Origin of the sequence: Martinezella multihospitum, assembly GCF_900094585.1 — a bacterium.
In the GTDB taxonomy this organism is placed as follows: domain Bacteria; phylum Pseudomonadota; class Alphaproteobacteria; order Rhizobiales; family Rhizobiaceae; genus Rhizobium; species Rhizobium multihospitium.
In genome coordinates this window covers 162305-188630 of record NZ_FMAG01000003.1, presented here as the reverse complement: position 1 = coordinate 188630, position 26326 = coordinate 162305, and the positions used below count along the sequence as shown (strand labels likewise).

Sequence of the window (26326 nt, the reverse complement as noted above, 5' to 3'; positions counted from 1 at the left end):
CTTGCCCGCTCCGGGAATGCCGGCGAGCGGGCAAGCCCTATGCCTTGTCACTTCTCGCTATCGAGATGCGTGAGTTGCGCTTCGGGGTAGCGGCCCCCAGCGGCGGCATCCTTCGGAATGGCGCGTTCGATCCCGGCCATATCCGTATCCGACAATTTGACGGAGAGTGCGCCCAGGGCTTCCGTGAGCCTGTCGCGGCGACGGGCGCCGATGACAGGAATGATGTCCTTGCCTTGAGCTGCCACCCAGGCAATCGCGATCTGGGCGACGCTGGCGCCCTTGGCCTCGGCGATCCCGCGTAAGGCTTCGACCAGTTCCAGATTCTTTTCGACGTTTCCGGCCTGGAAACGCGGGCTCAGACCGCGGAAATCGCCCTTCTGAACATTGTCTTTCTGCCAGTGGCCGCTGATGAGGCCGCGCGACAGCACGCCGTAGGCAGTGATGTCAATGCCGAGCTCGCGGCAGGTCGGCAGGATCTTGTCTTCGATGCCGCGTGAGATCAGCGAGTATTCGATCTGCAGGTCGACGATCGGATGGACGGCGACGGCGCGGCGGATGGTATCGGCGCCGACTTCCGACAGGCCGATATGCCTGATGTAGCCTGCCTTGATGAGATCGGATATCGCGCCGATCTGATCTTCGATCGGCACGTTCGGGTCGAGGCGGGCGGGGCGGTAGATATCGATGTGATCGACGCCGAGGCGCTGAAGCGAATAGGCGACGAAATTCCTGATCGCCGCCGGCCGGGCATCGTAGCCGAGCCATGCGCCGGAGGGATCGCGGAGTGCGCCGAACTTGACGCTCAGCAGGAAATCGTCCCGCTTCAGCCCTTTGATGGCTTCGCCGATCAGCATCTCATTATGGCCCATGCCGTAGAAATCGCCAGTATCCAGCAGGTTGATCCCGGCATCGAGTGCGGCATGGATGGTGGCGATGCTCTCGGCACGATCGGACGGGCCATACATGCCGGACATGCCCATGCAGCCGAGACCCAGAGCCGATACCTGCGGCCCGGTCTTTCCCAATTGATGCTTTTCCATCCTGCTTCTCCTTGTCTAAGGCACGCGCCATGTCAAAAGTCTTCCGCCATTATATTTACTCCATCAAGGTCTGTGCGATAATCCAGGTAAGTCGAAACGGGTTGTTTGGAATTTCGCACAATGAATGATTTGCCGCTGGCCGATCTGGTTGCCTTTACCGCCGTCGCCCGCGAGCGCAGCTTTCGCGAAGCGGCACGCAAGCGGGGTGTTTCCGCCTCTTCGTTGAGCGAAGCGGTTCGCCGGCTGGAGGAGCGGCTGGCGGTCCGCCTGCTCAATCGCACCACCAGAAGCGTGACGCCGACGGATGCGGGGGAGCGGCTGATGGAGCGCCTGACGCCCGCCATGAGCGAGATCGCCGTGGCGCTCGATGACATCAACAGCTTTCGCGACAGCATCGGTGGCACCTTGCGGCTGAATGTGCCGACGGTTGCCGCCATGGTCGTCATGCCTGACATCATCAGCCGTTTCCTAAGGGAATATCCGGCGATCTCGGTCGAAATCGTCGCCGAGGATAGTTTTATCGACGTCGTGGCGGCCGGCTACGACGCCGGTATCCGCTATGACGAGCGGCTGGAAAAGGACATGATCGCCGTGCCGATCGGGCCGCGGCGGCAGCATTATGTTACGGCTGCGGCGCCGGCCTACCTCGCGGCAAACGGCACGCCGAGGCATCCGCGCGATATATTAGAGCATCGCTGTATCCGTCATCGCTTCCTCAGCGGATCCGTCGTTCCCTGGGAATTCGAAAGAAATGGCGAGACGATCTTTATCGCGCCGCCAATGGTCGTTGCGACGAATTCGATCGATATCGAGCGCAGCGCGGCCGCGGCCGGCTTGGGCATCATCAGAACATTCAAGGAATTCCTTGCGCCGCAAATAGCCCGCGGAGAGCTGGTGCCGATCCTCGAAGAATGGGACACGGTCTTTTCCGGCCCGTTTCTCTATTACGCCAGCAGGCGGCATATGCCGGCGCCACTCAGAGCCTTCGTCGATTTCCTGAATCGCGAGCAGAAACGTAGTCGCGACGGATAGTCGCTTTTGTGCCGAAGATCAAAAAAAGCGGTCAATAAATCAATAAGATTGAAGTGTTCACGGATTGTTTCCGCCAAAATCTTTATGTATGGGGAACGCTCCTGTTTTTCGTTCACGTTCTGTCTCTTTCATCGAGGCGGAGCCGCCAGAAGGCATCTCCATGATCGATCAGAAATTCGCCCGTCGAGGCCTGTTCCTCGTTTTCCTTATCCTCTTCCTCGACGTCATCGGCATCGCGATCATCATGCCGGTCATGCCGAAATATCTGGAGGAGTTGACGGGCGCGTCGGTCAGCGCGGCGGCGACGGAAGGCGGCTGGCTGCTGCTTGCCTATGCCGCCATGCAGTTCCTGTTTTCACCGTTGATCGGCAATCTGAGCGATCGTTTCGGCCGCCGGCCGCTGCTGCTTGCTTCGGTACTGACATTCGCGATCGACAATTTCATCTGCGCGATTGCCGGCACCTACTGGATGCTGTTCGTCGGCCGCATCCTCGCCGGCATCAGCGGTGCAAGTTTCTCGACCTGTTCGGCCTATATCGCCGATATCAGCAATGACGAGAACCGCGCGAAGAATTTCGGCCTGATCGGCATGGCTTTCGGCGTCGGCTTCGTGCTTGGGCCTGTTATCGGCGGCTTCCTTGGTGAATTCGGGCCGCGCGTGCCCTTCTATGGCGCCGCGGCTCTGGCCTTCCTGAATTTCGTTGGCGCCTATTTCCTGCTGCCGGAAACGCTGGATGCCAAGCATCGGCGGCCCTTCGAAATCGCACGCGCCAATCCGTTCGGTGCGCTGAGGCAGATGCGCCGCTACCAGGGTATCGGCTGGGTCTGCGTCGTCATGTTCCTGAACTGGCTGGCGCATGGCGTCTATCCGGCCGTCTGGGCTTTCGTCACCTCCTATCGCTACGATTGGAGCGAAGGGCAGATCGGCTTCTCGCTCGCTGTCTATGGGATCGGTGCCGCCATCGCCATGGGCCTGGTGCTGCCGCGGCTGGTACCTGTGCTCGGCGAATGGAAGACCGCGCTGCTCGGAATGGTGTTTTCTTGTCTCGGCCTGATGGGCTATGCTTTCGCATGGCAAGGCTGGATGGTCTATGCCGTCGTCGTTCTGACCGTCATCGAAAATGTTGCGGATGCGCCGCTTCGTTCCATCGCCGCCAGCAAGGTGCCGCCTTCGGCCCAGGGCGAACTACAGGGCGCGCTCGGCAGCCTGACGAGTATTACGGCTATCATCGGTCCGGTGCTGTTTCCTTATCTGTTCCAATATTATACCGCACCGACCGCTCCTATCGTCTTTGCCGGTGCGCCGTTTATCATGGGAGCAATCCTGGTGGTGGCGGGACTTGTCGTGCTTGTGACGAAAGTCCGAAAGACGGAACCGAAGGCGGTCGCGCAATCGCAGGCGGGCGAGGCGGCTTAAAAAATCATCAGATATTTTGATGCTCTGATGAATTCTTTAGCATCATGGACTTGTCTGCTGGCTTTTTAAGCTAAGTTGCGTTAATGCGGCAGGCTCGCGCACGCTTGGGTAGGGCGGTTCGCGCGATTCAAAAGATCGAGTCTTCGCTATGGATATGCCGGTACCTGCGCGCCCGCACGCGCATGACAATGATAATTCGTGGTCGGCACATGTTCGCGCGACGCTCGCGCTGGGCATTCCGCTGATCGGCGCGCAGCTGGCGCAGCTCGGCATCAACACCACGGACGTCATGATCGTGGGCCGGCTCGGCGCCGAGCAGCTGGCGGCGATGGTTCTGTCGGCGCAATTTCTTTTCACGATCCTGGTTTTCGGTTCGGGCTTTTCTATCGCGGTCATGCCGCTGGTGGCTCAGGCCTATGGCAGGGGCGACGTTACCTCGGTGCGCCGTGCGCTGCGCATGGGCCTGTGGGTCGTAACGGCCTATTGGCTGCTGGCGCAGCCGGCCTTCTTCTATTCCGAGGAGATACTGCTTGCGGCCGGACAAAAGCCTGACGTCGCGAAATTGGCGAGCGGCTATATCGATATCGGCCACTTCGCCGTGTTGCCGGGGCTACTCTACAATGTCATCCGGGCACTGGTGAGCGCCATCGGCCGCGCCGGCATCATCCTCAAGGTCACCATCGCCATGCTGGTGATGAATGCCGTGCTGGCCTATATTCTGGTGCTCGGCCATTTCGGCCTGCCGGCGATGGGCCTGCATGGTGCGGCCATTGTCTCCGTTGCGGTGCAGACGGCCGGTTTCGTCTTCATCGTTGGTTACGTGCAGGCTCACCAGGAAACGCGGCGCTATGAGATCTTCGCCCGATTCTGGCGGCCCGATTGGCATGCTTTGTGGGATGTCATCCGGCTCGGCTTTCCGATCGGTGTGACGGTTCTGGCTGAGGTCAGCCTGTTCACCGCTGCATCGCTGCTGATGGGCCAGATCGGCACGATCGAGCTTGCCGCGCATGGCATTGCCCTGCAGTGGGCGTCGATCGCCTTCATGATCCCGCTCGGTCTCAGCCAGGCGGCAACCGTGCGCGTCGGCGTCGCCCACGGGCAGGGCGATCATTTCGGCCTGAAGCGCGCGGCCATCGTGGTGCTCATTGTTTCGAGCTGCATTGCGGTTTGCGGCAGTATCCTGTTTGCAACCGTGCCATCCTGGCTGGCAAGCTGGTTCCTTGACGTCCATTCGGCTGAGGCGCCGCAGGTGCTTGCCTTTGCCGCACCGCTGATCGTCGTGGCCGGCCTGTTCCAGCTCGTCGACGGTCTGCAGTCGATCGCAAGCGGACTGCTGCGTGGCCTGAAGGATGCGCGCGTGCCGATGATCATGGCGCTGATCGCCTATTGGCCGATCGGTTTCTTCCTCGCCTGGCTGCTGGCGTTCCCGCTCGGCTTTGGCGGCATCGGCATCTGGTTCGGCTTCCTTCTCGGCCTTGCTTCGGCGGCGGCGATGCTTTGCGCGCGATTCTACCTTCTTGTGCGGGCGGAGAAGGCTGCCGCCTGATAGCGGCAACCGTCATTGCGATGCGAGACTACTGACAAAAATTGACAGCATGATCGTCTATAACAGTCTCATACCAGAGACGGGAGACGACCATGTTATTCAAGGCAAGCAATCGTAACGATGCCGCGCTTTTCCCGCGGGAAGATCAGATCAATCGGGGGGCGGCTCTACGCCTCCTGCCACACGCCAATACCTCGTCGCGGCAGCCGGAGCCGGAGCAGAGGTCCTATTGGCTGGCGGTGGCCAGTGCCGAGCATGTGCGCATCGGGCGCGAACATGGCTTCATGCAGGTGAACCACGGCAAGCGAGCCCCCTTGAAGCGTATCAAGCCGGGCGACGGCATCGTCTACTACTCGCCATCGGTCAAAATGGGCGAGAGGGATGGCTTTCAGAGCTTCACCGCCATCGGCTTTGTCCGCGAGGGTGAACCTTATCTTGCCGAGATGGGCTGCGGAAAAGCCTATCGCAAGGATGTGGACTGGCTGGATGCGCCTGAACAGCCGCTCCGTCCTCTCCTGGGCTGGCTCGATTTTACCCAGGACAAGAATTGGGGCTATAGACTGAGATTTGGCCTCGTCGAATTCGGGCAGTCGGACTTCGAGTTCCTCGAAGAAATCCTGATGAGCGAGCTTGAAGTGGTCAAGCAGCGCCGCCTGCAGGCCTAGACTTCAGCAGGCATGAGCCGATGTGATGAGAGACCTCCCAAGTTGACGCACAAAAAAGAAGCCTCGGATTGGTTGCCAATCCGAGGCTTTTTCATGCGGTTAGGCCGTCCATCTTGTCAGGCACGTTCCGCCAAGGCTGCTTCGCCCTTCTTCTCCCGCACTAGATTGATGAAGCGGCGGAAGAGATAGTGGCTGTCCTGCGGGCCGGGCGAGGCTTCCGGGTGATGCTGCACCGAGAAGACCGGCTTGCCCGATACGCGCAGGCCGCAATTGCTGCCGTCGAAGAGCGAAATGTGAGTCTCCTCAACGCCTTCCGGCAGTGACTTCGAGTCGACCGCAAAGCCGTGGTTCATCGAGACGATCTCGACCTTGCCCGTCGTGTGGTCCTTGACCGGATGGTTGGCACCGTGGTGGCCCTGGTGCATCTTCGCGGTCTTGGCGCCGAGCGCGAGGCCGAGCATCTGGTGGCCGAGGCAGATGCCGAAGAGCGGAATTCCCGTCTTCAGCAGGTCCTTGATGACCGGTACGGCATATTCGCCTGTTGCTGCCGGGTCGCCGGGACCATTGGACAAGAAGATGCCATCCGGCTTGAGGCCGAGCACGTCGTCGGTCGAGGCGGTCGCCGGCAGGACGGTGACCTTGCAATCGAGGCCGGCAAACAGGCGCAGGATGTTGCGCTTGACGCCATAGTCGAGGCAGACGACGTGATATTTGGCGTCGGCGGCGCCGAGTTCGCCATAGCCTTCATTCCAGATCCAGGGCGTCTGCGACCATTGCGAGGACTGACCGGAGGAGGCGACCTTGGCGAGGTCGAGGCCTTCGAGGCCGCTCCAGGCCTTGGCGTCCGCCTTCAGTTGCTCGATATCGAAGACGCCGTTAACGTCATGGGCGATCACGCCGTTCGGCATGCCGTTTTCGCGGATCCAGGCCGTCAGCGCACGCGTGTCGATGCCGCAGAGGCCGATGATGCCGCGGGCCTTCAGCCACTGGTCCAGATGCTTGGCGGCGCGGTAGTTCGAAGGATCGGTGATATCGGCCTTGAAGATGACACCGACGGCACCGTGCCGGGCGACCGGCGTCAGGTCTTCGATGTCTTCATCGTTGGTGCCGACATTGCCAATGTGCGGGAAGGTGAAGGTGACGATCTGGCCGAGATAGGAGGGGTCGGTCAGGATCTCCTCGTAGCCCGTCAGCGCCGTGTTGAAGCAGACTTCGGCCTGCACCTTGCCGGTCGCGCCGATGCCCTTGCCTTCGATCACGGTTCCGTCGGCGAGAACGAGGAGGGCGGTAGGCTTTTCAGTGGTCCATGGGGCTGTCGCGGTCATAGTCATCCCGTTTCCGGCGTCGAGCGCGGCCTTGAACAGACCGTCGGCTTCCGCCATGTTTGTAGCAAGGTACAGCCGTCGACCCTGGTCGCGGCTTGAGATCTTCCTATCGATCTAATGTGCAGGTGATGGACATAGCTAAACAAGGCGAGCCGGTCAATGCGCGCTTTTGCTTTCCTATCAAGGAATTCGGGCTCCCGGCCACAATTGCATTGATCGATACTGTTGGTCTAGAAGACAGCAACATGACATAGGTGGTGGGGGCGATCGTCGCCGGCCTGCTTCAAGGAGTTTAGAGACATGATCCGCGAGACCCTTTCCAATGCCCAGAAGGACGCCATGAAGGCGAGGGATACGGCGAGGCTTTCGACCGTCCGCCTCATCCTGGCTGCGATCAAGGACAAGGACATCGCCAATCGCGGTCTCGGCAAGGAACAGGCGAGCGAAGACGAGATCCTGCAGCTGCTCGCCAAGATGATCAAGCAGCGCGAGGAATCGGTGAAGATCTACATCGACGGCGGCCGCCCGGAGCTCGCCGACAAGGAGCGCGAGGAAATTACCGTCATCCAGGGCTTCATGCCCGAGCAGCTTTCCGAAGAAAAGGTGCGCGAGATCTGCGTGGCGATCGTCGCGGAACTCGGCGCACAGGGCCTGAAGGACATGGGCAAGTGCGTCGCCGCGCTGCGCGAGCGCTATGCCGGCCAGATGGATTTCGCAAAAGCCTCGGCTATCCTGAAGGAACTGCTGAAGTAAAACTCTGTTTCGCCTTCGGCATGCGGACCGGCCGCGTGCCGAGGGTATTTTGCCAGGCGGCGTCTATGATGGCGAGTTTTCCCGCCTGATAGTTCCGATATTCCTCGATGAACGCGGTGGAGAGCCAAAGCTGGCTCCGTCCCGGCGATCCTGTCCATCCGACGCTCTGCATATTTATGGCCTTGTTCATGAGCCGCTTCGCGTTGGTTCTGGAGATGAGAAACCGGCTGCAGATATCCGTAAAGGCCACCGGCCCGATGACCGCTTTCTGAGTCGTCGGGTTGATCGTGCCGATGCGGGAGATCAGATAATCCATGATGATGCCGCCTGAATTTGCCCAGGTGAACAGATCGAAGGTTTCTCCCGGATTGCGCAGGTCGTCATTTTCTATGATGCCGACCGAGATCGGGGGCTGTAGCAGACCGATGAGCTCTGGTTTTTTGCTAAACAGGGCGTTGCGCTTGCCGCCATCCAATCGATCCAGCACGGAAAGATGGATGCTCATCCACTTCGCAAGCTGCATTGCTGCCTCTTCCGTGGGCTGCATTGGCCGCGCGCGCCTGTCGCTCGTGACGGGCAGATAGCGCAGGAATCCGAGAGCCAGCATCTCCTGAATGAAGCTAAGCGCGGTGTTGTGGCTGGCGATTTCGTGTTCGACGATATAGTTGGCGAAACGATTGGCATGAATGCCGGGCGGTTCTCCGTCGATGCCGCCGCAATAAAGGGCGAAACCGGCGAGCGCCATCAGCCAGCGTTGCTGTGAAGCAAAGACAGAGCATACGCGCTGATTCTCATCATAAGTGGATATAATTTCTCGTGTATAACCGAGGATTTCCGTGAAAAATTTTGGGTCTTGAACAAGTTCCTTCGCGGATAAAGACATGCAACCGTCTCCGATCAACTGAACAAAGTTTCAAATTGTCTGACGAGATAATTACTAAGATCGCATATACGTAGATAATAAAAGATATCGATCGATATCGTTGCGTCAAGATACTCGCGGCGACGACCCAAAGATGGTCCGCAGCATATGTTCAACGCTCGTGTCGTCGCGAAATTGGGATGGGCCAAAATTAGAGAAGGCAGGAGCTGGGGGAGCTCCTGCCTTCTTGCGCTTTGCTGACGTTTGATGACGCAGGGTGGGGCCCAAAAATCAAACGTCTTTTGCAAAGGCACTCAGGTGGGGCGGCGCCGGGGGTAGGGATGGTGCCCCACCTGAGTATCTGCTGAACTTATCTGAAAATCCTGATCTGCTGGGGCAAAGCCAACGCCTGCGGCGGCAGTTCGGACATTTGAACCTTTACGCCTGCCGTAAGGGCAGGAACTTTCATATTCGCCGGCAACTGATATCCCGCACCGGCATAGAGCACATTCTTCTCGCTGGCGCCGCTGTCCATCGTGGCCGAGCTATAGGTAGCCGTGGCGAAGATGGCTGCTGCTGCCAAGGGTACGATCAGAATGCGCATTTCCCTCTCCTAAACTGAAAGCCCGTACCTGGTGGCTTCCGGTTCGTCAGGGCGTCTCGGCATGTCGCGTCGCAAAGAAGTTTCTTCGCCGGCTTGTCTCGCCCTGTGAGAAGAACGCTATTGCGGCGCACACCAACAATCAAATTACAAAAAAATAATGTTTGGCTTACGAACCTTGCCGCAAATGCGCCGTCAGAGAGTGTCGCCTGGGCGCGATTGCTTTACAGCCATTGATTGTCAATGACGTCGCTCTTGTTCGCGTTTGTCGACCATAGGCTGTGCAAGCCTTTGCTTTTTCGCGGATTTTTGCGTACGAAATAGTTACTCCCATGGACATAACCCTACCAGTTCCGGTCGCGCTGAAGCGATTTTTGGGCGTTTCGGGCCTGTCGAACACGGCCCTGGATTCCGACGAGAATCCGAATAAACGTGCCGCCGTGTTCACGGAGTTGTGATCGAAGGGCGAAAATGCAATCGCCGACAAAGGGCTGTGAATAGCGTGGGAGGCGGTCGGGTCGTCGTGGCAATGCCCTTCATTCCTGTTTATATGGGATGAGCCAGAGGTAGCCATGCGATTTTCCAATACGTTTCTCGACGAGATTCGCGACCGCGTTTTGATTTCGGACGTGATCGGTCGTCGTGTGACTTGGGATCGGCGCAAGACGAATGTGCCGCGCGGCGATTACTGGGCTTGCTGCCCTTTCCACGGCGAGAAGTCGCCGAGCTTCCACTGCGAGGATCGCAAGGGACGCTATCATTGCTTCGGCTGCGGCGTGACCGGCGATCATTTCCGCTTTCTCACCGAACTCGAGGGCTTGAGCTTTCCGGAAGCCGTGCAGCAGATCGCCGACATGGCCGGCGTTCCGATGCCCGTTGCCGACCCCATGGAGGCGAAAAGAGAGAAGGAACGCACGTCGCTGCTCGATGTCATGGAGATGGCGACTCAGTTCTTCCAGGACCAACTGCAGACGGCCAATGGTGCCCGGGCGCGGGCTTATCTGCGCGACCGCGGCCTCAGCGGCCGCACCATCGAAACGTTCCGCCTGGGATATTCGCCCGATAGCCGCAATGCGCTGAAGGAGCATCTGGCCGGCAAGGGCGTGCTGAAAGAGCAGATGGAAGCCTGCGGCCTCGTCGTCCATGAGAATGTGCCGGTCTCTTACGATCGCTTCCGCGATCGCATCATGTTCCCGATTCTTTCGTCTAGAGAGAAGGTGATCGCCTTCGGCGGCCGCGCCATGTCGCCGGATGCGCCGGCGAAATATCTGAATTCCAACGAGACAGAGCTCTTTCACAAGGGCAACGTGCTTTACAATTTCACCCGTGCGCGCCGCGCAGCCCAGGGCGCCGATGGCGCCGGCACCATTATTGCCGTTGAAGGCTACATGGATGTTATCGCGCTGCATCAGGCAGGCGTCGAGAACGCGGTTGCGCCGCTCGGCACGGCGTTGACGGAGAACCAGCTCGATCTTCTCTGGAAGATGACGCCGGAGCCGGTGCTCTGCTTCGACGGCGACGGCGCCGGCATCCGCGCCGCCAATCGTGCCGCCGATCTGGCGCTGCCGCATATCAAGCCGAACCGCACCGTGCGCTTCGCGCTATTGCCCGATGGCAAAGATCCCGACGATCTCGTGCGCCAGGATGGGCGCGCGCCGTTCGACAAGGTGCTGGCGCAGGCAAAGCCGCTGGCCGACCTGATATGGACGAGGGAGGCTGGCAGCGGCACCTTCGAGACGCCGGAAGCAAGGGCGGAGCTGGAAGCGCGGTTGCGACGCATTGTTTCGGTCATCGGCGATGAAGATGTGCGCCGCCATTATCAGCAGAATATGCGCGAGCGGCTGAATGGGCTGTTCCAGCCGCAGTTCCAGCGCGGTGGTCAGCAGGGACGCGGCTTTTCCCGTGACGGCAATGGCCGCAACTTCGCAGGTCGTGGCGGGCAGGCACGCGCTGGGGCCGCGATGACAACGACGGCATCCGATCGCCTGCAGCGTTCGGCCATGATCAAGGGGCATCAGGATATTCCGAGCCTTCGTGAAAGCGTGCTGGCTTTGACCATCGTCAACCATCCGGCGCTGCTGCAGGACGAGTATGACGAGATTGCCGCGATCGATTATGACAGCCGTGAGCTTCAGCGGCTCTGGTCCGCGGTTCTCGGGGCGGCTGCAACTCTGGTCGGGCCTCAGCTCGTCCGCGAGCGACTGGTCGAGCAATTGGAAGAGCAGGATTTCGGCGCCCTGCTGAAAGGTTTGGAACAACAGATTCGCAATGCCCGTCTGTGGACGGCAACCGAGGCAGCCGCCATGGAGGATGCGCGCGAGGGGTATCGCCAGGCGCTCGCGCTCCATAAGCGTTCGAAAGCATTGCGCTGGCACAAGATCGAGCTGGAGGGTGCTATTGCCGAGGCGACGGAAGAAGGCGACGGTGAAGCGATCGAGCCATTGATTCGCGCCTTGCAGGAAGTGCAGCTCGAGGCGCTGCGTCTGGAAAACCAGGAAGCGATCATCGATGGCTTCGGCGTTCTTTCCGGTCGCGTCAAAGGTGCCGCTGGAAAATAGGGAATAGATGCTTCAGCCTGAAAGACAAGAGCCACGATTTTCTGCAGACGACGCATTGTTCGGCGAGCATATCGGTGCGCCGGTGCCGCTCGATGTCCTCAAGCGCGTTTACGGTTATTCTGCCTTTCGCGGCAAGCAGCAGCAGGTGGTCGAGCATGTCGTCTCCGGCGGCGATGCGGTCGTGCTGTTTCCGACCGGTGCCGGCAAGTCGCTGTGCTTCCAGATCCCGGCGCTTTGCCGCGAAGGTATCGGCATCGTCGTCTCGCCGCTGATCGCGCTGATGCGGGATCAGGTGGAGGCGATGAAACAGCTCGGCATCCGGGCGGCCGCCTTGAATTCGTCGCTGTCGCGTGAGGAGGCGAGCGATGTCTATCGCGCCATTTCGGCAGGCAAGCTCGATCTGCTCTATGTGACGCCGGAACGGATCGCTACGGAAGGCTTCTGCCAGATGCTCGGCAGAGCGAAGATCGCGCTTTTCGCGATCGACGAGGCGCATTGCGTTTCGCAATGGGGCCATGATTTCAGGCCGGAATATCGCGATCTCGGCAGGCTTGCCGAGCTTTTTCCTGGCGTTCCGCGTATCGCACTGACGGCGACCGCCGATCCCCATACACGCGACGATATTATCGAGCGATTGGCTCTCGACGATGCCAAGGTTTTCAGCACCAGCTTCGATCGTCCGAACATTACCTATGAAATTGTCGAGCGTGACCAGCCGCGCCAGCAATTGCTGCGTTTTCTCGAGGGCCATAGCGGCGACAGCGGCATCGTCTATTGCCTCTCTCGCGCCAAGGTCGAGGATACGGCCGATTGGCTCAATGGGCAGGGCATCCGTGCGCTCCCCTATCACGCCGGCATGGATCGGGCGCTGCGCGATGCCAATCAGGATGCCTTCCTGAAGGAGGAAGACCTGTGCCTGGTGGCGACGGTTGCCTTCGGCATGGGCATCGACAAGCCGAATGTCCGATATGTCGCCCATCTCGACCTGCCGGGTTCCGTGGAAGCCTATTATCAGGAGACGGGACGAGCGGGGCGCGATGGCCTCTCCTCGAATGTCTGGATGGCCTATGGCATGGCCGATGTCATCCAGCGTCGACGGATGATCGACGAAGGCGGCGCATCGGAGGAGATCAAGCGCGTCGAGCGGGCGAAGCTCAATGCGCTGCTCGCCATTTGTGAAACGGCCGGATGCCGGCGGCAGTCGATCCTCGCGCATTTCGGCGAAGCCCACGGGGGCGGTTGCGGCAATTGCGATACCTGCCTGAAGCCTGTGGAAACCTGGGATGGGACGGAAGCGGCGATCAAGGCGCTTGCCGCGGTCTATCGCACCGGCGAGCGTTTCGGCACCGGTCACGTCATCGATGTGCTGATCGGTACGGTCAATGAAAAGACCGAGCGCTTCGGTCATGTCGACATGCCTGTTTTCGGCGCTGGGAAGGATATTCCCGCCCGCACCTGGCAATCGATCTTCCGGCAATTGCTGGCAAACGGTTTTATCAGCATCGACCATACCGCTTTTGGCGCGATGAAGCTCGAGGAGCAGGCGAGGGCTGTCTTCAAGCGCGAACGGCAGGTCTTCTTCCGCAAGGATCGGCCCGAAACGGGCCGTCGCGGCAAGAAGGCGGGGCGACCGGAGAAGCAGGCTCACGGCCTTACGGGCGAAGACCAGCTTCTCTTCGATGCGCTGCGGGCCGAGCGCACCCGGATCGCCAAAGAATTGGGCGTGCCGCCCTACGTCGTCTTCCCGGATACGACGCTGATTGCCTTTGCGACGGAGCGGCCGAAGAATCACAGGGACCTTTTGGGGATTTCCGGCGTCGGGCAATCGAAGCTGGAACGCTATGGGGATGCGTTTCTTGCGGTGATTTCGGAATTCATCAACCGGTGACGCACTGAAGGCCGATATCGAAACGCGGCTGCCGACAGGCTACATGCGCACGGTCATGCCGCCATCGACGGTGAGGACATGGCCGTTGACGAAGGAGGCGGCATCGCTGGCGAGGAAAAGTGCTGCGCCCGCGATCTCGTCGGGCCTTCCCCAGCGCTGAACGGGGATGCGCTGGCGCACGAAGGGGATCAGTTCTTCGTTCGCGGCCATCGCGGCATTGGTTTCCGTCGCAAACCAGCCCGGCGCGATGGCGTTGCTGGTGATGCCGTGAGGGCCGAATTCCACCGCCATGCCGCGCATGAGGCCTGCCAATCCTTGCTTGGCGGCGGGGTAGACGCAGTCACCCGGCATGACGACCTGTCCGCTGATCGAGGTGACCGAGATCAGCCGACCATGATTGTGCCGCTTCATCAGGCTGGCAGCATCGCGGGAGAGCATGATCGAGGCGGCAAGGTCGGTATTGAGCAAGGCGAGGATTGCCTCGTCGTCGAAGTCGGCCAAAGTGCGCCTGTCGCGGGCGCCGACATTGTTGATCAATATGTCGAGCCGGCCGTGATTTTTCTCGATTTCGTTCATGGCCGCCCGCTGTGCGTCACGGTCGGCAATATCGAAGGCGGCGGTTTCGGCGGAGCCACCTCTCGCCCGGATGATCCCGACGGCCGTATCCAACGTTGCCACGGTTCGCCCATTGATGATGACGTGTGCGCCGGCATCGGCGAGAGCCTTCGCCATTTCGAATCCGAGGCCGCGTCCGCCTCCGGTGATGAGGGCAACCCGTCCGGCGAGGGAGAATCTCTGGGATATGTTCATGGCTCTCCCTCATTTTGAGACCAGCACCAATCTGTCGCAGGATATTGGACTGAGTCAAGTAATTTTTGCGATAATAGCCACTAAAAGCTGGCTGTGAAGTTGCGTGTATTCAGTCCGCTTTGACAGATAATATCGAAACTGCTTCCTATCGCGCGGACGTCACGGCGTTGCGCATTTTTGCCGCTGTCGGATGCAGCAACAGGCCGGATCCTATGTTATTCCTTGATTAATTAGGCCCTTTGACCAGCATCGGAATGCGACCATGACTTCAGCGTTCATATCCCATTTGCGTAACGAACTTCTCGGCCTGAAAGAAGCCGGCCTCTATAAGGCCGAGCGCGTCATCACCTCCAAACAGGCTGGCGAAATCGCCGTGCTTGGTGGCGCGCGCGTCCTCAATTTTTGCGCCAACAACTATCTTGGCCTGGCTGATAATGAGGAGCTCGCGGAAGCCGCGAAGAAGGCGCTCGACCGCTATGGCTACGGCATGGCCTCGGTTCGTTTCATCTGCGGCACACAAGAAGAGCACAAGCAGCTCGAGGCGCGGATTTCGGCCTTCCTCGGTATGGAAGCGACGATCCTCTACTCCTCCTGCTTCGATGCCAATGGCGGTTTGTTCGAGACGCTATTGTCGGAGGAGGACGCCATTATCTCCGACGCTCTTAATCATGCCTCGATCATCGACGGTGTGCGGCTCTCCAAGGCAAAGCGCTTCCGCTATGCCAACAACGACATGGCGGCTTTGGAAGAAGAACTGAAGAAGGCCGAGGGCAGCCGCTTCAAGCTGATCGCCACCGACGGCGTATTCTCCATGGACGGCATCATCGCCAATCTCGGCGGCGTCTGCGATCTGGCGGAGAAATACGGCGCCATGGTCATGGTCGATGACAGCCATGCGGTCGGCTTCGTCGGCGAGCACGGCCGGGGATCGGCTGAATATTGTGGCGTCGAAGGCAGGATCGATATCATCACCGGTACGCTCGGCAAGGCGCTTGGCGGTGCCTCGGGGGGCTATACGTCGGCCAGAGGCGAAATCGTCGAGTGGCTGCGGCAGCGTTCGCGCCCCTATCTCTTCTCGAATACATTGGCGCCAGTCATCGCGGCTGCGTCGCTGAAGGTCTTCGATCTGATCGACAATGGCGCCGAGCTGCGCGCACGATTGCAGGGCAATGCCGAGCTCTTCCGCAGCGAAATGACGAAGCTCGGCTTCACGCTCGCAGGCGCGGATCACCCGATCATCCCGGTCATGCTCGGCGACGCGAAGCTCGCGCAGGACATGGCGGCGCTGATGCTGAAGAAGGGCGTCTACGTTATCGGCTTCTCCTTCCCCGTCGTCCCGAAGGGTCAGGCACGTATTCGCACGCAAATGTCGGCCGCTCATTCGAAGGCCGATGTCGAAAAGGCGATTGCGGCCTTTGCGGAAGCCGGAAAAGAACTCGGAATCATTTGAATTGGTTGGAGAGAACCGATCATGTCGAACATGATGAAAGCGCTGGTCAAAGCCAAGCCGGAAGTCGGGCTGTGGATGGAGCATGTCCCGGTGCCGGAAGTCGGGCCGAACGATGTCCTGATCCGGGTCAAGAAATCGGCGATCTGCGGCACGGATGTCCATATTTGGAACTGGGATCAGTGGGCGCAGAAAACCATCCCCGTGCCGATGGTCGTCGGCCACGAATTCTGCGGTGAGATTGCCGAGATCGGCTCGGCTGTCACGAAGTATCACGTCGGCGAGCGCGTCTCCGGTGAGGGCCACATCGTTTGCGGCAAATGCCGCAACTGTCGTGCGGGGCGGGGCCATCTTTGCCGCAACACGCTCGGCGTCGGCGTCAACCGCCCCGGCTCCTTCGGCGAGTTCGTCTGCATTCCCGAATCCAACGTCGTGCCGATCCCCGACGATATCCCGGATGAGATTGCCGCGATCTTCGATCCGTTCGGCAACGCGGTTCACACCGCGCTCTCCTTCGATCTGGTCGGCGAGGACGTGCTCGTTACCGGCGCGGGGCCGATCGGCATCATGGGGGCGATGGTTGCCAAGCGCTCCGGCGCACGCAAGGTCGTCATCACCGATATCAATCCCAACCGGCTAGCGCTCGCCCGCAAGGTCGGCATCGATTACGTCGTCGACGCTTCGAAGGAGAACCTTGCCGATGTGATGAAATTCATCGGCATGACCGAGGGTTTCGACGTCGGTCTGGAAATGTCGGGAGCGGCTCCCGCCTTCCGCGACATGATCGACAAGATGAACAATGGCGGCAAGATCGCCATTCTCGGCATCGCACCAGCCGGCTTCGAGATCGACTGGAACAAAGTGATCTTCAAGATGCTGAACCTGAAAGGCATCTATGGCCGCGAGATGTTCGAGACCTGGTACAAGATGATTGCCTTCGTGCAGGGTGGTCTCGATGTCTCTCCGGTCATCACCCATCGTATCGGCATCGATGATTTCCGCGATGGCTTCGAAGCCATGCGTTCCGGTAACTCCGGCAAGGTGGTTATGGACTGGAATTGATGCCATTCGGTCACACTTCCGGCGTCGGCAATACCTGCCGGTGCTGGAAATGTGAGGCTTTGTTTAGGATGCTCTTGTCATCGCGCGGGGACTTCCTAAATACGGGAAACAATAAATTGAGGCGCGCGGGGCCTGTGGATAAGGCTTTTTCGCGTATTTAACGGGCTTTTTTGCTGGAAAAGCTTGACGAGAACTAAAATTCTGGGAATCACCGTTTGACTTCGGAAAGAACGGTAAAGCTGGATCAAGCGGATCACCTGATATCATGGCCGGAAATCCAAACGCAATCCAGCTTTGCACTCCGGTGGCGGTGATCGTGGTTAATCGGGCATTAAAGGTCATTCCGTTAGGTGTTCGTCGGTGAGTCGCGGCTGGTGCAGGGCGCGCCAGTCAGTGTGAATGTTTCACCGCGTGTAAGTTTGCAGCGTCAGGGAAAGCGACGATATAGAGATGGCAACAAAGGTCAAAGAGAACGAAGAAGCTGAAGTCGAACGCGACGGCACCTCCGACGGCCCGCTTCTCGATCTTTCCGATGACGCGGTCAAGAAGATGATCAAGGCCGCGAAGAAGCGCGGCTACGTGACGATGGACGAGCTCAACGCCGTTCTGCCGTCCGAAGAAGTGACGTCCGAACAGATCGAAGACACGATGGCCATGCTCTCGGACATGGGCATCAACGTCATCGAAGACGAGGATGTCGAAGAGGCTGGCGCTGCGGCCAGCGATGACGACGATTCCAGCAACGATGATGACAGCGAGGGCGGCGAACTTGCTCCTTCGACAGGTTCCGCTCTGGCGACCGCCAAGAAGAAAGAGCCGACCGACCGTACGGACGATCCGGTGCGCATGTATCTGCGCGAAATGGGTTCCGTCGAGCTTCTGTCGCGCGAAGGCGAAATCGCGATTGCCAAGCGCATCGAGGCTGGCCGCGAAACCATGATCGGCGGCCTCTGTGAGAGCCCGTTGACGTTCCAGGCGCTGATTATCTGGCGTGACGAACTCAACGAAGGCACCACGCTGCTGCGCGAGATCATCGACCTCGAAACCACCTATTCCGGTCCCGAGGCCAAGGCTGCGCCGCAGTTCCAGAGCCCGGAGAAGATTGAGGCTGACCGCAAGGCTGCCGAAGAGAAGGAGAAGGCACGCCGCGGCCGCGCTCCTTCCGGCGACGACGACATCACCAATGTCGGCGGCGAAGGCCTGCCGATCGAGGAAGAGGAAGAGGACGAAGACGAATCCAACCTCTCGCTCGCCGCGATGGAGGCCGAGCTTCGCCCGCAGGTGATGACGACGCTCGACATCATCGCCGAAACCTACAAGAAGCTGCGCAAGCTGCAGGACCAGCAGGTCGAGCAGCGCCTGTCGGCTTCCGGCACGCTGTCCTCCGCACAGGAACGCCGCTACAAGGAACTCAAGGATGAGCTGGTCAAGTCGGTCAAGTCTCTGTCGCTGAACCAGAACCGCATTGACGCCCTCGTCGAGCAGCTCTACGACATCAACAAGCGCCTCGTTCAGAACGAAGGCCGCCTGCTGCGCCTTGCAGAATCCTATGGCGTCAAGCGCGATAGCTTCCTGGAACAGTATCAGGGCGCCGAGCTTGATCCGAACTGGATGAAGTCGATCGGCAATCTGGCCGCGCGCGGCTGGAAGGAATTCGCCAAGAGCGAAAACACCACGATCCGCGACATTCGCCAGGAAATCCAGAACCTTGCGACCGAAACCGGCATTTCGATCTCGGAATTCCGCCGCATCGTTCATATGGTGCAGAAGGGCGAGCGCGAAGCCCGCATCGCCAAGAAGGAAATGGTCGAAGCCAACCTGCGCCTCGTTATTTCCATCGCCAAGAAGTATACGAACCGCGGCCTGCAGTTCCTCGACCTCATTCAGGAAGGCAATATCGGCCTGATGAAGGCGGTCGACAAGTTCGAATATCGCCGCGGCTACAAGTTCTCGACCTACGCCACCTGGTGGATTCGTCAGGCGATTACCCGCTCGATCGCCGACCAGGCGCGTACCATCCGTATTCCGGTGCACATGATCGAAACGATCAACAAGATCGTTCGCACGTCGCGCCAGATGCTGCACGAGATAGGCCGCGAACCGACGCCGGAAGAACTGGCCGAAAAGCTCGCCATGCCGCTCGAAAAAGTGCGCAAGGTTCTGAAGATCGCCAAGGAGCCGATTTCGCTCGAAACCCCGGTGGGCGACGAAGAAGATTCGCATCTCGGCGATTTCATCGAGGACAAGAACGCGCTTCTGCCGATCGACGCCGCCATTCAGGCAAACCTGCGCGAGACGACGACCCGCGTTCTGGCATCGCTGACGCCGCGCGAAGAGCGCGTGCTGCGCATGCGCTTCGGCATCGGTATGAACACCGACCACACGCTTGAAGAAGTGGGTCAGCAGTTCTCGGTTACCCGCGAACGTATCCGCCAGATCGAAGCCAAGGCGCTGCGCAAGCTCAAGCATCCGAGCCGCAGCCGCAAGCTCAGAAGCTTCCTCGACAGTTGAGATCTGGCACAAGCCGATATCGGCCATGTACGAAACGAGGCCCGGTTCGCGAAAGCGAGCCGGGCTTTTCATTGACGATATCAGGACCAAGGGGGCTCATGGCGAGCAAGCCGCAATTCATGGAAACATCCATCCCAATTCGGTTGCGCTATGCGTTGGCGGGATATGAATGGCGGCAGGATGCGCTTGGCCGCTCCTCGGCCCATGTCTTCCGGCTTGAGGCCGATGGACGTGCGCCGGTCTATCTCAAAACCGAGCTGGTCGATCCCTTGGGTGAGTTGGCCGGCGAGGTTGCCAGGCTGCGATGGCTGGCCTTGCAGGGTCTTGCCTGCCCGGAGGTCATTGCCCACGAGAAAGACGGCGAACGCGAGTGGCTTTTGATGAGCGCTCTTCCCGGCAGCGATCTCGTCAGCGCCGAGTGGTTACAGCCGTTCGATCGGGTGCGGCTTTTGGCAAGTGCTTTGCGGCGATTACACTCGGTCGACATTGCTGCATGTCCTTTCGATCATCGACTGGAGAACAGAATTGCCGAGGCGAGGGCGCGCATGCTTGCCGGTCGCGTTGATGAGGATGATTTCGATGATACCAGGCTGGGGCGGTCGGCAGAGGATCTTTTCCGCGAACTCGAGGAGACGAGATCGTCAATGGAAGACCTCGTCGTCACGCATGGCGATGCCTGCCTGCCGAATTTCATGGCCGATGGGCCGAAGTTCAGCGGCTACATCGATTGCGGCCGACTTGGTGTCGCCGATCGCCATCAGGATATCGCGCTCGCCTGCGGCAGCATCGAATACAATTTCGGGGAAGAACTGGTTGCCGAGTTTTTGAAGGTCTATGGCGATTTTGAGCCGCAAGCCGAAAAGATGGCATATTATCAGCTGCTGGATGAGTTCTTCTAACGGTGGATGCGGCCGTCTTTGCGCCGCGATCACGCAGGTTTGTTTTTGCGCCATTGCGGATCGCGCGGAGGCCTGACAAGTTCGATTTCGACCAAGACCTCTTTCGCGGCGCGTGGTCGGGTACCATATGTCAGCGACCGGAAAGTCTTCTGCTCTGTTTGCCAGTAAGGATCGAATGAATCGATGCGTTGTTTTCGCCTGATTGCTTTCTCTTCCCGAGCCATCCGCTGAACGATGGAAAAGGTTGCGGAAAAACGGGATAGGGAGATAAGGCCGGGCTTTGTCCTGTCGATCCTTCTGCACGTCCTGTTTGTCGCGGTTTTTCTGCTGCCGTTGCTGCCGGCGCCGCCGGAGGCAAAGCCCGAGCAGAGCGTCAATGTCGAGCTGGTGCCGCAGCAGGAGGAAAAGAAGGAGCTTGCGACGAAGGAGAATGAAAAGCCCGACCAGCCTCCGAAGCCGACGCCAAGACCAGACGAGAAGCCGGCGCAGCAGACGGCTGACGCGCAGCAGGAGCCGCAGCAGCCTCAGGGAAAGAAGGCGGACGAACAGCCGCCAAAGCAATCCGACCCTCAGGGCAAGGAGCAGGCAGAGAAGCCTCCGGCCAAACCAGATAAGGCCGAGGCGGATAAGCCGGCAGAGCAGGCGAAGTCTGAGCCAAAACCAGACGATCCCGCCGCTGACAAGTCCGTCGAGAAGGCGGAGCAGCAGCCCTCTGCCACCGAGACTCCGCTTCCGGACATGAAGGGCGATCAGAAGGACGCAAACACCACGCAGCAGGCAGATGCTTCGGAACAGTCGAAGGACAATACCCCTCCGACGCCGCCGAACGACGCTGCCGCCGAGCAACAGGCGGCTGCGCAAGCTGAGGCCCAAGCACAGGCGGCACAACAGGCGCAGGAAGCCCAACAAGCTGCCGCCAAGAATCAGCAGACGAATGAGGCCCAACCGCCGGCAAGCGACTCGGCCGCCAAAGCCTCGTCGACCGCACCAGACGTGCTGGCGACCAACGAGCCTTCGGATTCGCAGGTGCAGCAGCCGCAGGCCCCAGCGGTAGATCAGAATGATCCGCAGGCACAAGCTGCCGCCCAAGCACCATCATCCGATCCGCAGCAACAGTCTCCGGCCGAGCAGGCCAGAGACGAGGCGAAAGACCCGCCGCAGATTGTCGTTCCGGCGGTCAGGCCGTCTCCGGCACAGCGAATCGCTGAAAACCAATCCGCTTCGAGCAGCCAGGGCAATCCGACTGAAGGCACTGCGTTGGTCACCGAGCCGCAGCCACCTAAATCCGTTGCGCCGAAGCGGGCTATTCAGGCCAAGAAGCTTTATTCGAGCTCCGAGATGGCACGTCTATCTAAGGGCGAATATGACGCCTGGAAGAAGCTGCCTCGACGGCAGCGTGTGGCCTATCTCTGCAATTCGGAGGAGAAACTTCAATACCGCCACGATTTGCAGGCTGTTGGCTATGTGAATTCCGCGCTGTCGCAGGCGATGGTTTCCGATGCTACCCTGTTTGGTGATGGGGTCGCCGTGCAGACTCCCAATGGCTGGCAGAGAGTAGCATTCACCTGCGAAGTCGATAGCGATGCATTGAAGGTTACCGCCTTTTCCTACACCGTCAGAGGGCACGTTTCTCCTAGCCAACTCGACAAGCTGGGCTTTCTTGGAAATTGATCTGGCTGGATCTCCTCAAACGTCCGGTTGAAACAATAGTTTATTCCCAACCCGATCGAAATTCGGCCCATTTCATCATACAATTGCCCGTATCTCACTGATTCAGTGTCCTCCCATCGCACTTTTCTCAAGATTCCGATGTCCTCGATTACAGCCGATTCCAGTTCCGCGGCCGCGGGCCGCTCCGCCCTGCGCGGTGTCCTTGTGGCATTCGCGTCCTATGCCGTCTTCGCCTTCAGCGACGCCTCGATCAAAATCCTGCATGGGGTGCTTCCCTCCTATCAGGTCGCCTTCATCGGTGCCCTGTTCGGCTTTGCCGCCGTTCCGTTTCTGAAGAAGCGGGAGGATGGCTGGCTCGATATGGTGAGGACGTCGAACCGTCCCTTGTGGCTGCTGCGCTTCGTCTGTGGCGCGACCGGCGCCATCTGCTCCGTCATCGCCTTCACCATGCTGCCGATGGCGGAAGCTTTTGCGCTGCTGTTTCTGCTGCCGTCCTTCGTGACCATTCTCTCCGTGATCTTTCTCAAGGAGGATGTGCGCTGGCAGCGCTGGACGGCGGTCATTCTCGGTTTTGTCGGGGTGCTGATCGTGCTGCGCCCGGGCTTTCGCGAGCTCTCGGTCGGGCACCTCTGCGCGGCGATCGGTGGTCTTGCTGCGGCAATCTCCATCGTCATCAACCGCGCACTCGGCTCGAAGGAGAAGCGCATTTCGCTCTATGGGGCAGGCCTTTTCGGAACGCTCATCGTCAGCGGCTTCCTCATGCTCTCCGAAGTCACAATGCCGACGCCGACGCAGTGGATATTCCTGGCGAGCTACGGTCTGCTTGGCGCATTCGGCAACGTTCTGCTGTTGACCGCCGCGCAGATGGCGCCGGCCAACCTGGTTGCGCCGCCGCAGTACAGCCAGATGCTCTGGGCGATCGCCTTCGGCTACCTGTTGTTCAACGACAGTATCGATATGCCGATGGCATTCGGCATCGTCCTCATCATTTTTTCCGGCCTGCTGACGCTGGCACGGGAGCGTAAGCGCGGTACGCCGCTGCCGACTGCCGTTGCCGGCAACACGCAGGCGGCGTTGGCGACGGCGGAGGATGAAAAGGCGGGCGGCAGCGCTTAAGGCGTTGCTTCCAGATCGCGGGCGAGCGACATTGCCGCATCGGAGGCGATGCCATCGCTGGCGCAACGATACTGGTGGTATGGAAGGCGATATTGATGAAGTCAGGCCAATTCCGAATATATCGCTCTCGCCTTGCCGGCATCGAGGCAGTCCGAGCCGAAACCGGCCACAGCTTCCCCAAGCACACGCATGACCAGTTCGGCATCGGTGTCATCGAGACCGGCGCGCAGGTTTCACTGAGCGGGCGAGGGATGGTACAGGCCGAGGCCGGCGACATCATCAGCGTGAACCCGAACGAGGTGCATGACGGTATGCCTGTCAGCGAGAGCCGCGCATGGTCCATGCTCTATTTCGATCCCCGGCTGATCGGTGATCTGTTGCGCGATATCGGTGAGGGTAGGTTCGGTGCGATGGAATTCCCGTCGCCTGTCATCCGCGACAGCGAGATGGGCGGGCATTTCAAAACCCTGTTTTCGCTTCTGATCGAAGACGCGCCTGAAGGCTCCCTCTTGCGGGATGGGCTGCTGCTGTCGCTTCTTGCCGCCGTGATGCGCGAAGGAGCGGGCGGCTTGCGTGAGGATGCCGTTCCCGCTGATATCAACAGGGCGCGTGAGCTGATCGATGACGATCCGGCCGCTCCCCTGACCCTTGCCGAGCTGTCGGAGTTGTGCGGTCTGAGCCACTTTCGTTTCCTGCGTGCCTTTACCAAGGTGACGGGACTGACACCTCATGCCTACCTCATACAGCGCCGCATTCACCAAGCGCGGCGGTTGATTGCGGCGGGCACGTCCCTCGCGGAAGCGGCCTTTGCCAGCGGCTTTTCCGATCAGAGCCATATGACGCGCCTCTTCGTCCGCAATTTCGGCGTCTCGCCGGGTGCCTATGCAGCAGCCATCGGCTGAAGCTTCTGCAATTTTATTCAAGACCGGAAGACAATGACGGGATTTTCTGCGGCGCCAAGCAGATGCCCTATAAGGAGGTGCCATGTTTTTCCGCCATTCGAACGAGATGTGGAGTGAGTTTCCCGAGCTGGTTCCCGGCGTGTTGCTCGCCGAAGGGATCACCTCGGCTGTCGATGTCGGAGATCGGATTGGCAAGTATCATGCGATTGCCGCGGACCGGCTGATGCAAGGTCCTGAGGGCGAGATGGCAGAAATCCAGGCATGGCGGCGGAGTTTCTCCAAAATGGGATTGAAGCCGACGCAATATCGCTGCGCATCCGAAGCGCTGCTGCGCCGATTTCGCCAGGAAGGGTCGTTGCCGCGGCTGCATCCGCTTGTCGATCTTTGCAATGCCATCTCGATCGCTTTCGCCATTCCCATCGCGGTTTTCGATCTTGCGAAAATATCGGGCGATCTCGAAGTGCGGCATGCCGCTGGCAACGAATCCTATTTGACCTTTTCCGGCGAGATGGAGCGTCCGGAGGCGAGAGAGGTCATCTTTGCCGATGGAGCAGGACAGGCGCATGCCCGACGCTGGACCAATCGCCAGAGTGGTTTATCCGCGGTGCGCAATGATACACATTCGGTGCTGATCGTCGCTGAGGCGCTGCACGAATCGGCAGGCAGCGATGTTCCGAAGCTGATCGATGCGATCGAAGCGGAGCTGTCTGCCATCTGGTCGATCGAGGCCAGGCAAGGCCTCCTCAGCCCGTCCTCACCGCGATTTGATCTATCGTCCGCGATGAATTTGCAACTGCAGCAAAAACGAGATTGACAGAAGGCGCGTTCAGGCAGAGCAGGGGATTGTAGAATTTCCTACTGTTGAGAAGCATGTCTGCAAGCGTCCGTGCCGGTAGACGAAGAAGGCTCATGGATACCCTGCAGAATCTTGACCGGCCAAGCGTGCTCGGTCACCCCGGCTATCGTTCATTCGCTGCGTCGCGTGTCTTTTCCTCGATAGGCTTTCAGTCGGTGACTGTTGCCATGGGCTGGATGATCTATGACCAGACCCATAGCGCCTTTTTCCTTGGCCTGGTCGGCTTCTGCCAGTTCCTGCCGATGGTCATCCTGACCTTCGTCGTCGGGCATGTCGCCGATCGGTTCGACCGGCGCCGCATCGGCCTTGCCTGTCAGCTGATCGAGGCGTTGACCGCGCTGGTATTGGCGGTGGCCGTTGGGCAGCATTGGATAGGACCTGCCGGTATCCTGGTCGCCGTTGCCGTCATGGGGGCTGCGACGGCCTTCGAGCGTCCGACCATGGCGGCGCTTTTGCCCAATATCGTGCCGTCGTCGCTGCTGCAGGTCGCCATCGCGACCTCCACCTCGATGATGCAGACGGCCTTCATCATCGGGCCGTCGCTTGGCGGCCTGCTCTACGGCGTCAGCCCTGTTGCGCCATTTGCCGTTTCGGCCGTGTTGTATGTCATCGCCAGCATCAACGTCATTTCGATCCGGGTCGAACGGGAGCAGCCGTCGTCGCGCGAGCCGGTGACGCTGAGCTCCGTCTTTGCCGGCGTTTCCTTTATCAAGAGCCGGCCGGTGATGCTGGGGACGATTTCGCTCGATCTCTTCGCCGTGCTGCTCGGTGGCGCGACAGCGCTGCTGCCGATGTTTGCGCGCGATATCCTGCATGCCGGACCATGGGGGCTCGGCCTCTTGCGCGCCGCGCCGGCAATCGGCGCGCTCGTCATGTCGATCTGGCTGGCACGCCGGCCGCTGCAGAGCGATGTCGGCAAGAAGATGCTGTTTGCGGTACTCATTTTCGGGGTCGCCACCATCGTCTTTTCGCTGTCGAGCAACATCGTCCTTTCGGTCGCCGCGCTCTTTGTCGTCGGTGCTTCGGATACGGTCAGCGTCGTCGTGCGCAGCTCACTCGTGCAGCTCTTGACGCCGGATGCCATGCGCGGCCGCGTCAATGCCGTGAATTCGCTGTTCATCGGCACGTCCAATCAGCTCGGTGAATTCGAGTCCGGCATGCTTGCCAGCGCACTTGGGCCTGTCCTGACGGGCATTGTCGGCGGCGTCGGGACCATTGTTGTGGTGCTGCTCTGGATGCGCCTCTTTCCGGACCTGACCAGAGTGAAGACGCTCAAAGGCTAGCGACGCCCATCATTGGATTGCTTTTCCGCAAGGTCGCTTAGCCCGATATCCCGCAACAGATGTTGGTTTGCCTGATATAGGA

The 26326-nt window shown here is 59.8% G+C and carries 21 protein-coding genes; 16 read left to right on the top strand and 5 right to left on the bottom strand.

Annotation, left to right across the window (positions count from 1 at the left end):
* Positions 1-47 precede the first annotated feature (47 nt).
* Entirely contained in the window at positions 48-1040 is a 993-nt protein-coding gene (locus GA0061103_RS12505; RefSeq protein WP_092711593.1) for an aldo/keto reductase, read from the bottom strand.
* A 120-nt stretch (positions 1041-1160) separates the two neighbouring features.
* Between GA0061103_RS12505 and GA0061103_RS12500 the strand changes: the two genes are divergently transcribed.
* The 4 genes from GA0061103_RS12500 (at position 1161) to GA0061103_RS12485 (ending at position 5700) form a co-directional block, all read left to right on the top strand.
* A complete protein-coding gene (locus tag GA0061103_RS12500; protein ID WP_092711591.1) occupies positions 1161-2072 on the top strand; it encodes a LysR family transcriptional regulator in 912 nt (303 codons plus the stop codon).
* A gap of 160 nt (positions 2073-2232) precedes the next feature.
* Positions 2233-3489, top strand: coding sequence for a TCR/Tet family MFS transporter (locus GA0061103_RS12495; protein WP_092712767.1), 1257 nt, complete (start codon positions 2233-2235; stop codon positions 3487-3489).
* Between the two features lie 148 nt (positions 3490-3637).
* A complete protein-coding gene (locus GA0061103_RS12490; RefSeq protein ID WP_092711589.1) occupies positions 3638-5035 on the top strand; it encodes an MATE family efflux transporter in 1398 nt (465 codons plus the stop codon).
* Positions 5036-5127: 92 nt separating this feature from the next.
* Positions 5128-5700: an EVE domain-containing protein gene (locus GA0061103_RS12485; protein WP_092711587.1), complete on the top strand. Its 573-nt coding sequence runs from the start codon at positions 5128-5130 to the stop codon at positions 5698-5700.
* Positions 5701-5816: 116 nt separating this feature from the next.
* On the opposite strand, the gene carA is transcribed toward GA0061103_RS12485, so the two are convergent.
* Positions 5817-7025 (bottom strand): glutamine-hydrolyzing carbamoyl-phosphate synthase small subunit, encoded by a 1209-nt coding sequence (gene carA / locus GA0061103_RS12480; protein WP_092712765.1) that lies wholly within the window; start codon positions 7023-7025, stop codon positions 5817-5819.
* Positions 7026-7325: 300 nt separating this feature from the next.
* Here carA and GA0061103_RS12475 point away from each other — a divergent pair, with 300 nt between their 5' ends.
* Positions 7326-7778 (top strand): GatB/YqeY domain-containing protein, encoded by a 453-nt coding sequence (locus tag GA0061103_RS12475; protein ID WP_092711585.1) that lies wholly within the window; start codon positions 7326-7328, stop codon positions 7776-7778.
* On the opposite strand, the gene GA0061103_RS12470 is transcribed toward GA0061103_RS12475, so the two are convergent.
* Together GA0061103_RS12470 and GA0061103_RS12465 are read right to left on the bottom strand one after the other, a co-directional pair.
* Positions 7753-8661 (bottom strand): hypothetical protein, encoded by a 909-nt coding sequence (locus tag GA0061103_RS12470; RefSeq protein WP_092711583.1) that lies wholly within the window; start codon positions 8659-8661, stop codon positions 7753-7755. The two genes, GA0061103_RS12475 and GA0061103_RS12470, sit on opposite strands and share 26 nt — an antisense overlap.
* A 349-nt stretch (positions 8662-9010) precedes the next feature.
* A complete protein-coding gene (locus GA0061103_RS12465; RefSeq protein WP_092711581.1) occupies positions 9011-9244 on the bottom strand; it encodes a hypothetical protein in 234 nt (77 codons plus the stop codon).
* A gap of 569 nt (positions 9245-9813) precedes the next feature.
* Here GA0061103_RS12465 and dnaG point away from each other — a divergent pair.
* Both dnaG and recQ read left to right on the top strand, forming a co-directional pair.
* A complete protein-coding gene (dnaG, locus tag GA0061103_RS12460) occupies positions 9814-11799 on the top strand; it encodes a DNA primase (protein ID WP_092711579.1) in 1986 nt (661 codons plus the stop codon).
* Positions 11800-11806: 7 nt separating this feature from the next.
* A complete protein-coding gene (gene recQ, locus GA0061103_RS12455) occupies positions 11807-13687 on the top strand; it encodes a DNA helicase RecQ (protein ID WP_092711577.1) in 1881 nt (626 codons plus the stop codon).
* 39 nt (positions 13688-13726) lie between these two features.
* Here the strand turns inward: recQ and GA0061103_RS12450 are convergent, their stop codons facing one another.
* The gene (locus GA0061103_RS12450) at positions 13727-14497 is read right to left on the bottom strand and encodes an SDR family oxidoreductase (RefSeq protein ID WP_092711575.1); all 771 of its coding nucleotides are present in this window, start codon (positions 14495-14497) and stop codon (positions 13727-13729) included.
* Positions 14498-14759: 262 nt separating this feature from the next.
* Between GA0061103_RS12450 and GA0061103_RS12445 the strand changes: the two genes are divergently transcribed.
* The 9 genes from GA0061103_RS12445 (at position 14760) to GA0061103_RS12405 (ending at position 26244) form a co-directional block, all read left to right on the top strand.
* Positions 14760-15947 (top strand): glycine C-acetyltransferase, encoded by a 1188-nt coding sequence (locus GA0061103_RS12445; protein WP_092711573.1) that lies wholly within the window; start codon positions 14760-14762, stop codon positions 15945-15947.
* 21 nt (positions 15948-15968) lie between these two features.
* Positions 15969-17006, top strand: a complete 1038-nt coding sequence (gene tdh / locus GA0061103_RS12440; RefSeq protein ID WP_092711571.1) for an L-threonine 3-dehydrogenase — start codon at positions 15969-15971, stop codon at positions 17004-17006.
* 450 nt (positions 17007-17456) lie between these two features.
* The gene (gene rpoD, locus GA0061103_RS12435) at positions 17457-19517 is read left to right on the top strand and encodes an RNA polymerase sigma factor RpoD (RefSeq protein ID WP_092711569.1); all 2061 of its coding nucleotides are present in this window, start codon (positions 17457-17459) and stop codon (positions 19515-19517) included.
* A gap of 119 nt (positions 19518-19636) precedes the next feature.
* Positions 19637-20416, top strand: coding sequence for an APH(3')-II family aminoglycoside O-phosphotransferase (locus tag GA0061103_RS12430; RefSeq protein ID WP_245304744.1), 780 nt, complete (start codon positions 19637-19639; stop codon positions 20414-20416).
* A gap of 234 nt (positions 20417-20650) precedes the next feature.
* A complete protein-coding gene (locus GA0061103_RS12425; RefSeq protein WP_092711565.1) occupies positions 20651-22087 on the top strand; it encodes a DUF930 domain-containing protein in 1437 nt (478 codons plus the stop codon).
* Between the two features lie 138 nt (positions 22088-22225).
* Positions 22226-23203, top strand: a complete 978-nt coding sequence (locus tag GA0061103_RS12420; protein WP_092711563.1) for a DMT family transporter — start codon at positions 22226-22228, stop codon at positions 23201-23203.
* 95 nt (positions 23204-23298) lie between these two features.
* Positions 23299-24105 carry an AraC family transcriptional regulator gene (locus tag GA0061103_RS12415; protein ID WP_092711561.1) on the top strand — a complete coding sequence of 269 codons (807 nt, stop codon included), beginning with the start codon at positions 23299-23301 and terminating at the stop codon, positions 24103-24105.
* 82 nt (positions 24106-24187) lie between these two features.
* On the top strand, positions 24188-24919 hold the full coding sequence (locus tag GA0061103_RS12410; protein ID WP_092711559.1) for a B3/B4 domain-containing protein: 732 nt from the start codon (positions 24188-24190) through the stop codon (positions 24917-24919).
* A gap of 95 nt (positions 24920-25014) precedes the next feature.
* Complete coding sequence (locus GA0061103_RS12405) at positions 25015-26244, top strand: MFS transporter (RefSeq protein ID WP_092711557.1); 1230 nt, start codon at positions 25015-25017, stop codon at positions 26242-26244.
* Positions 26245-26326 lie beyond the last annotated feature (82 nt).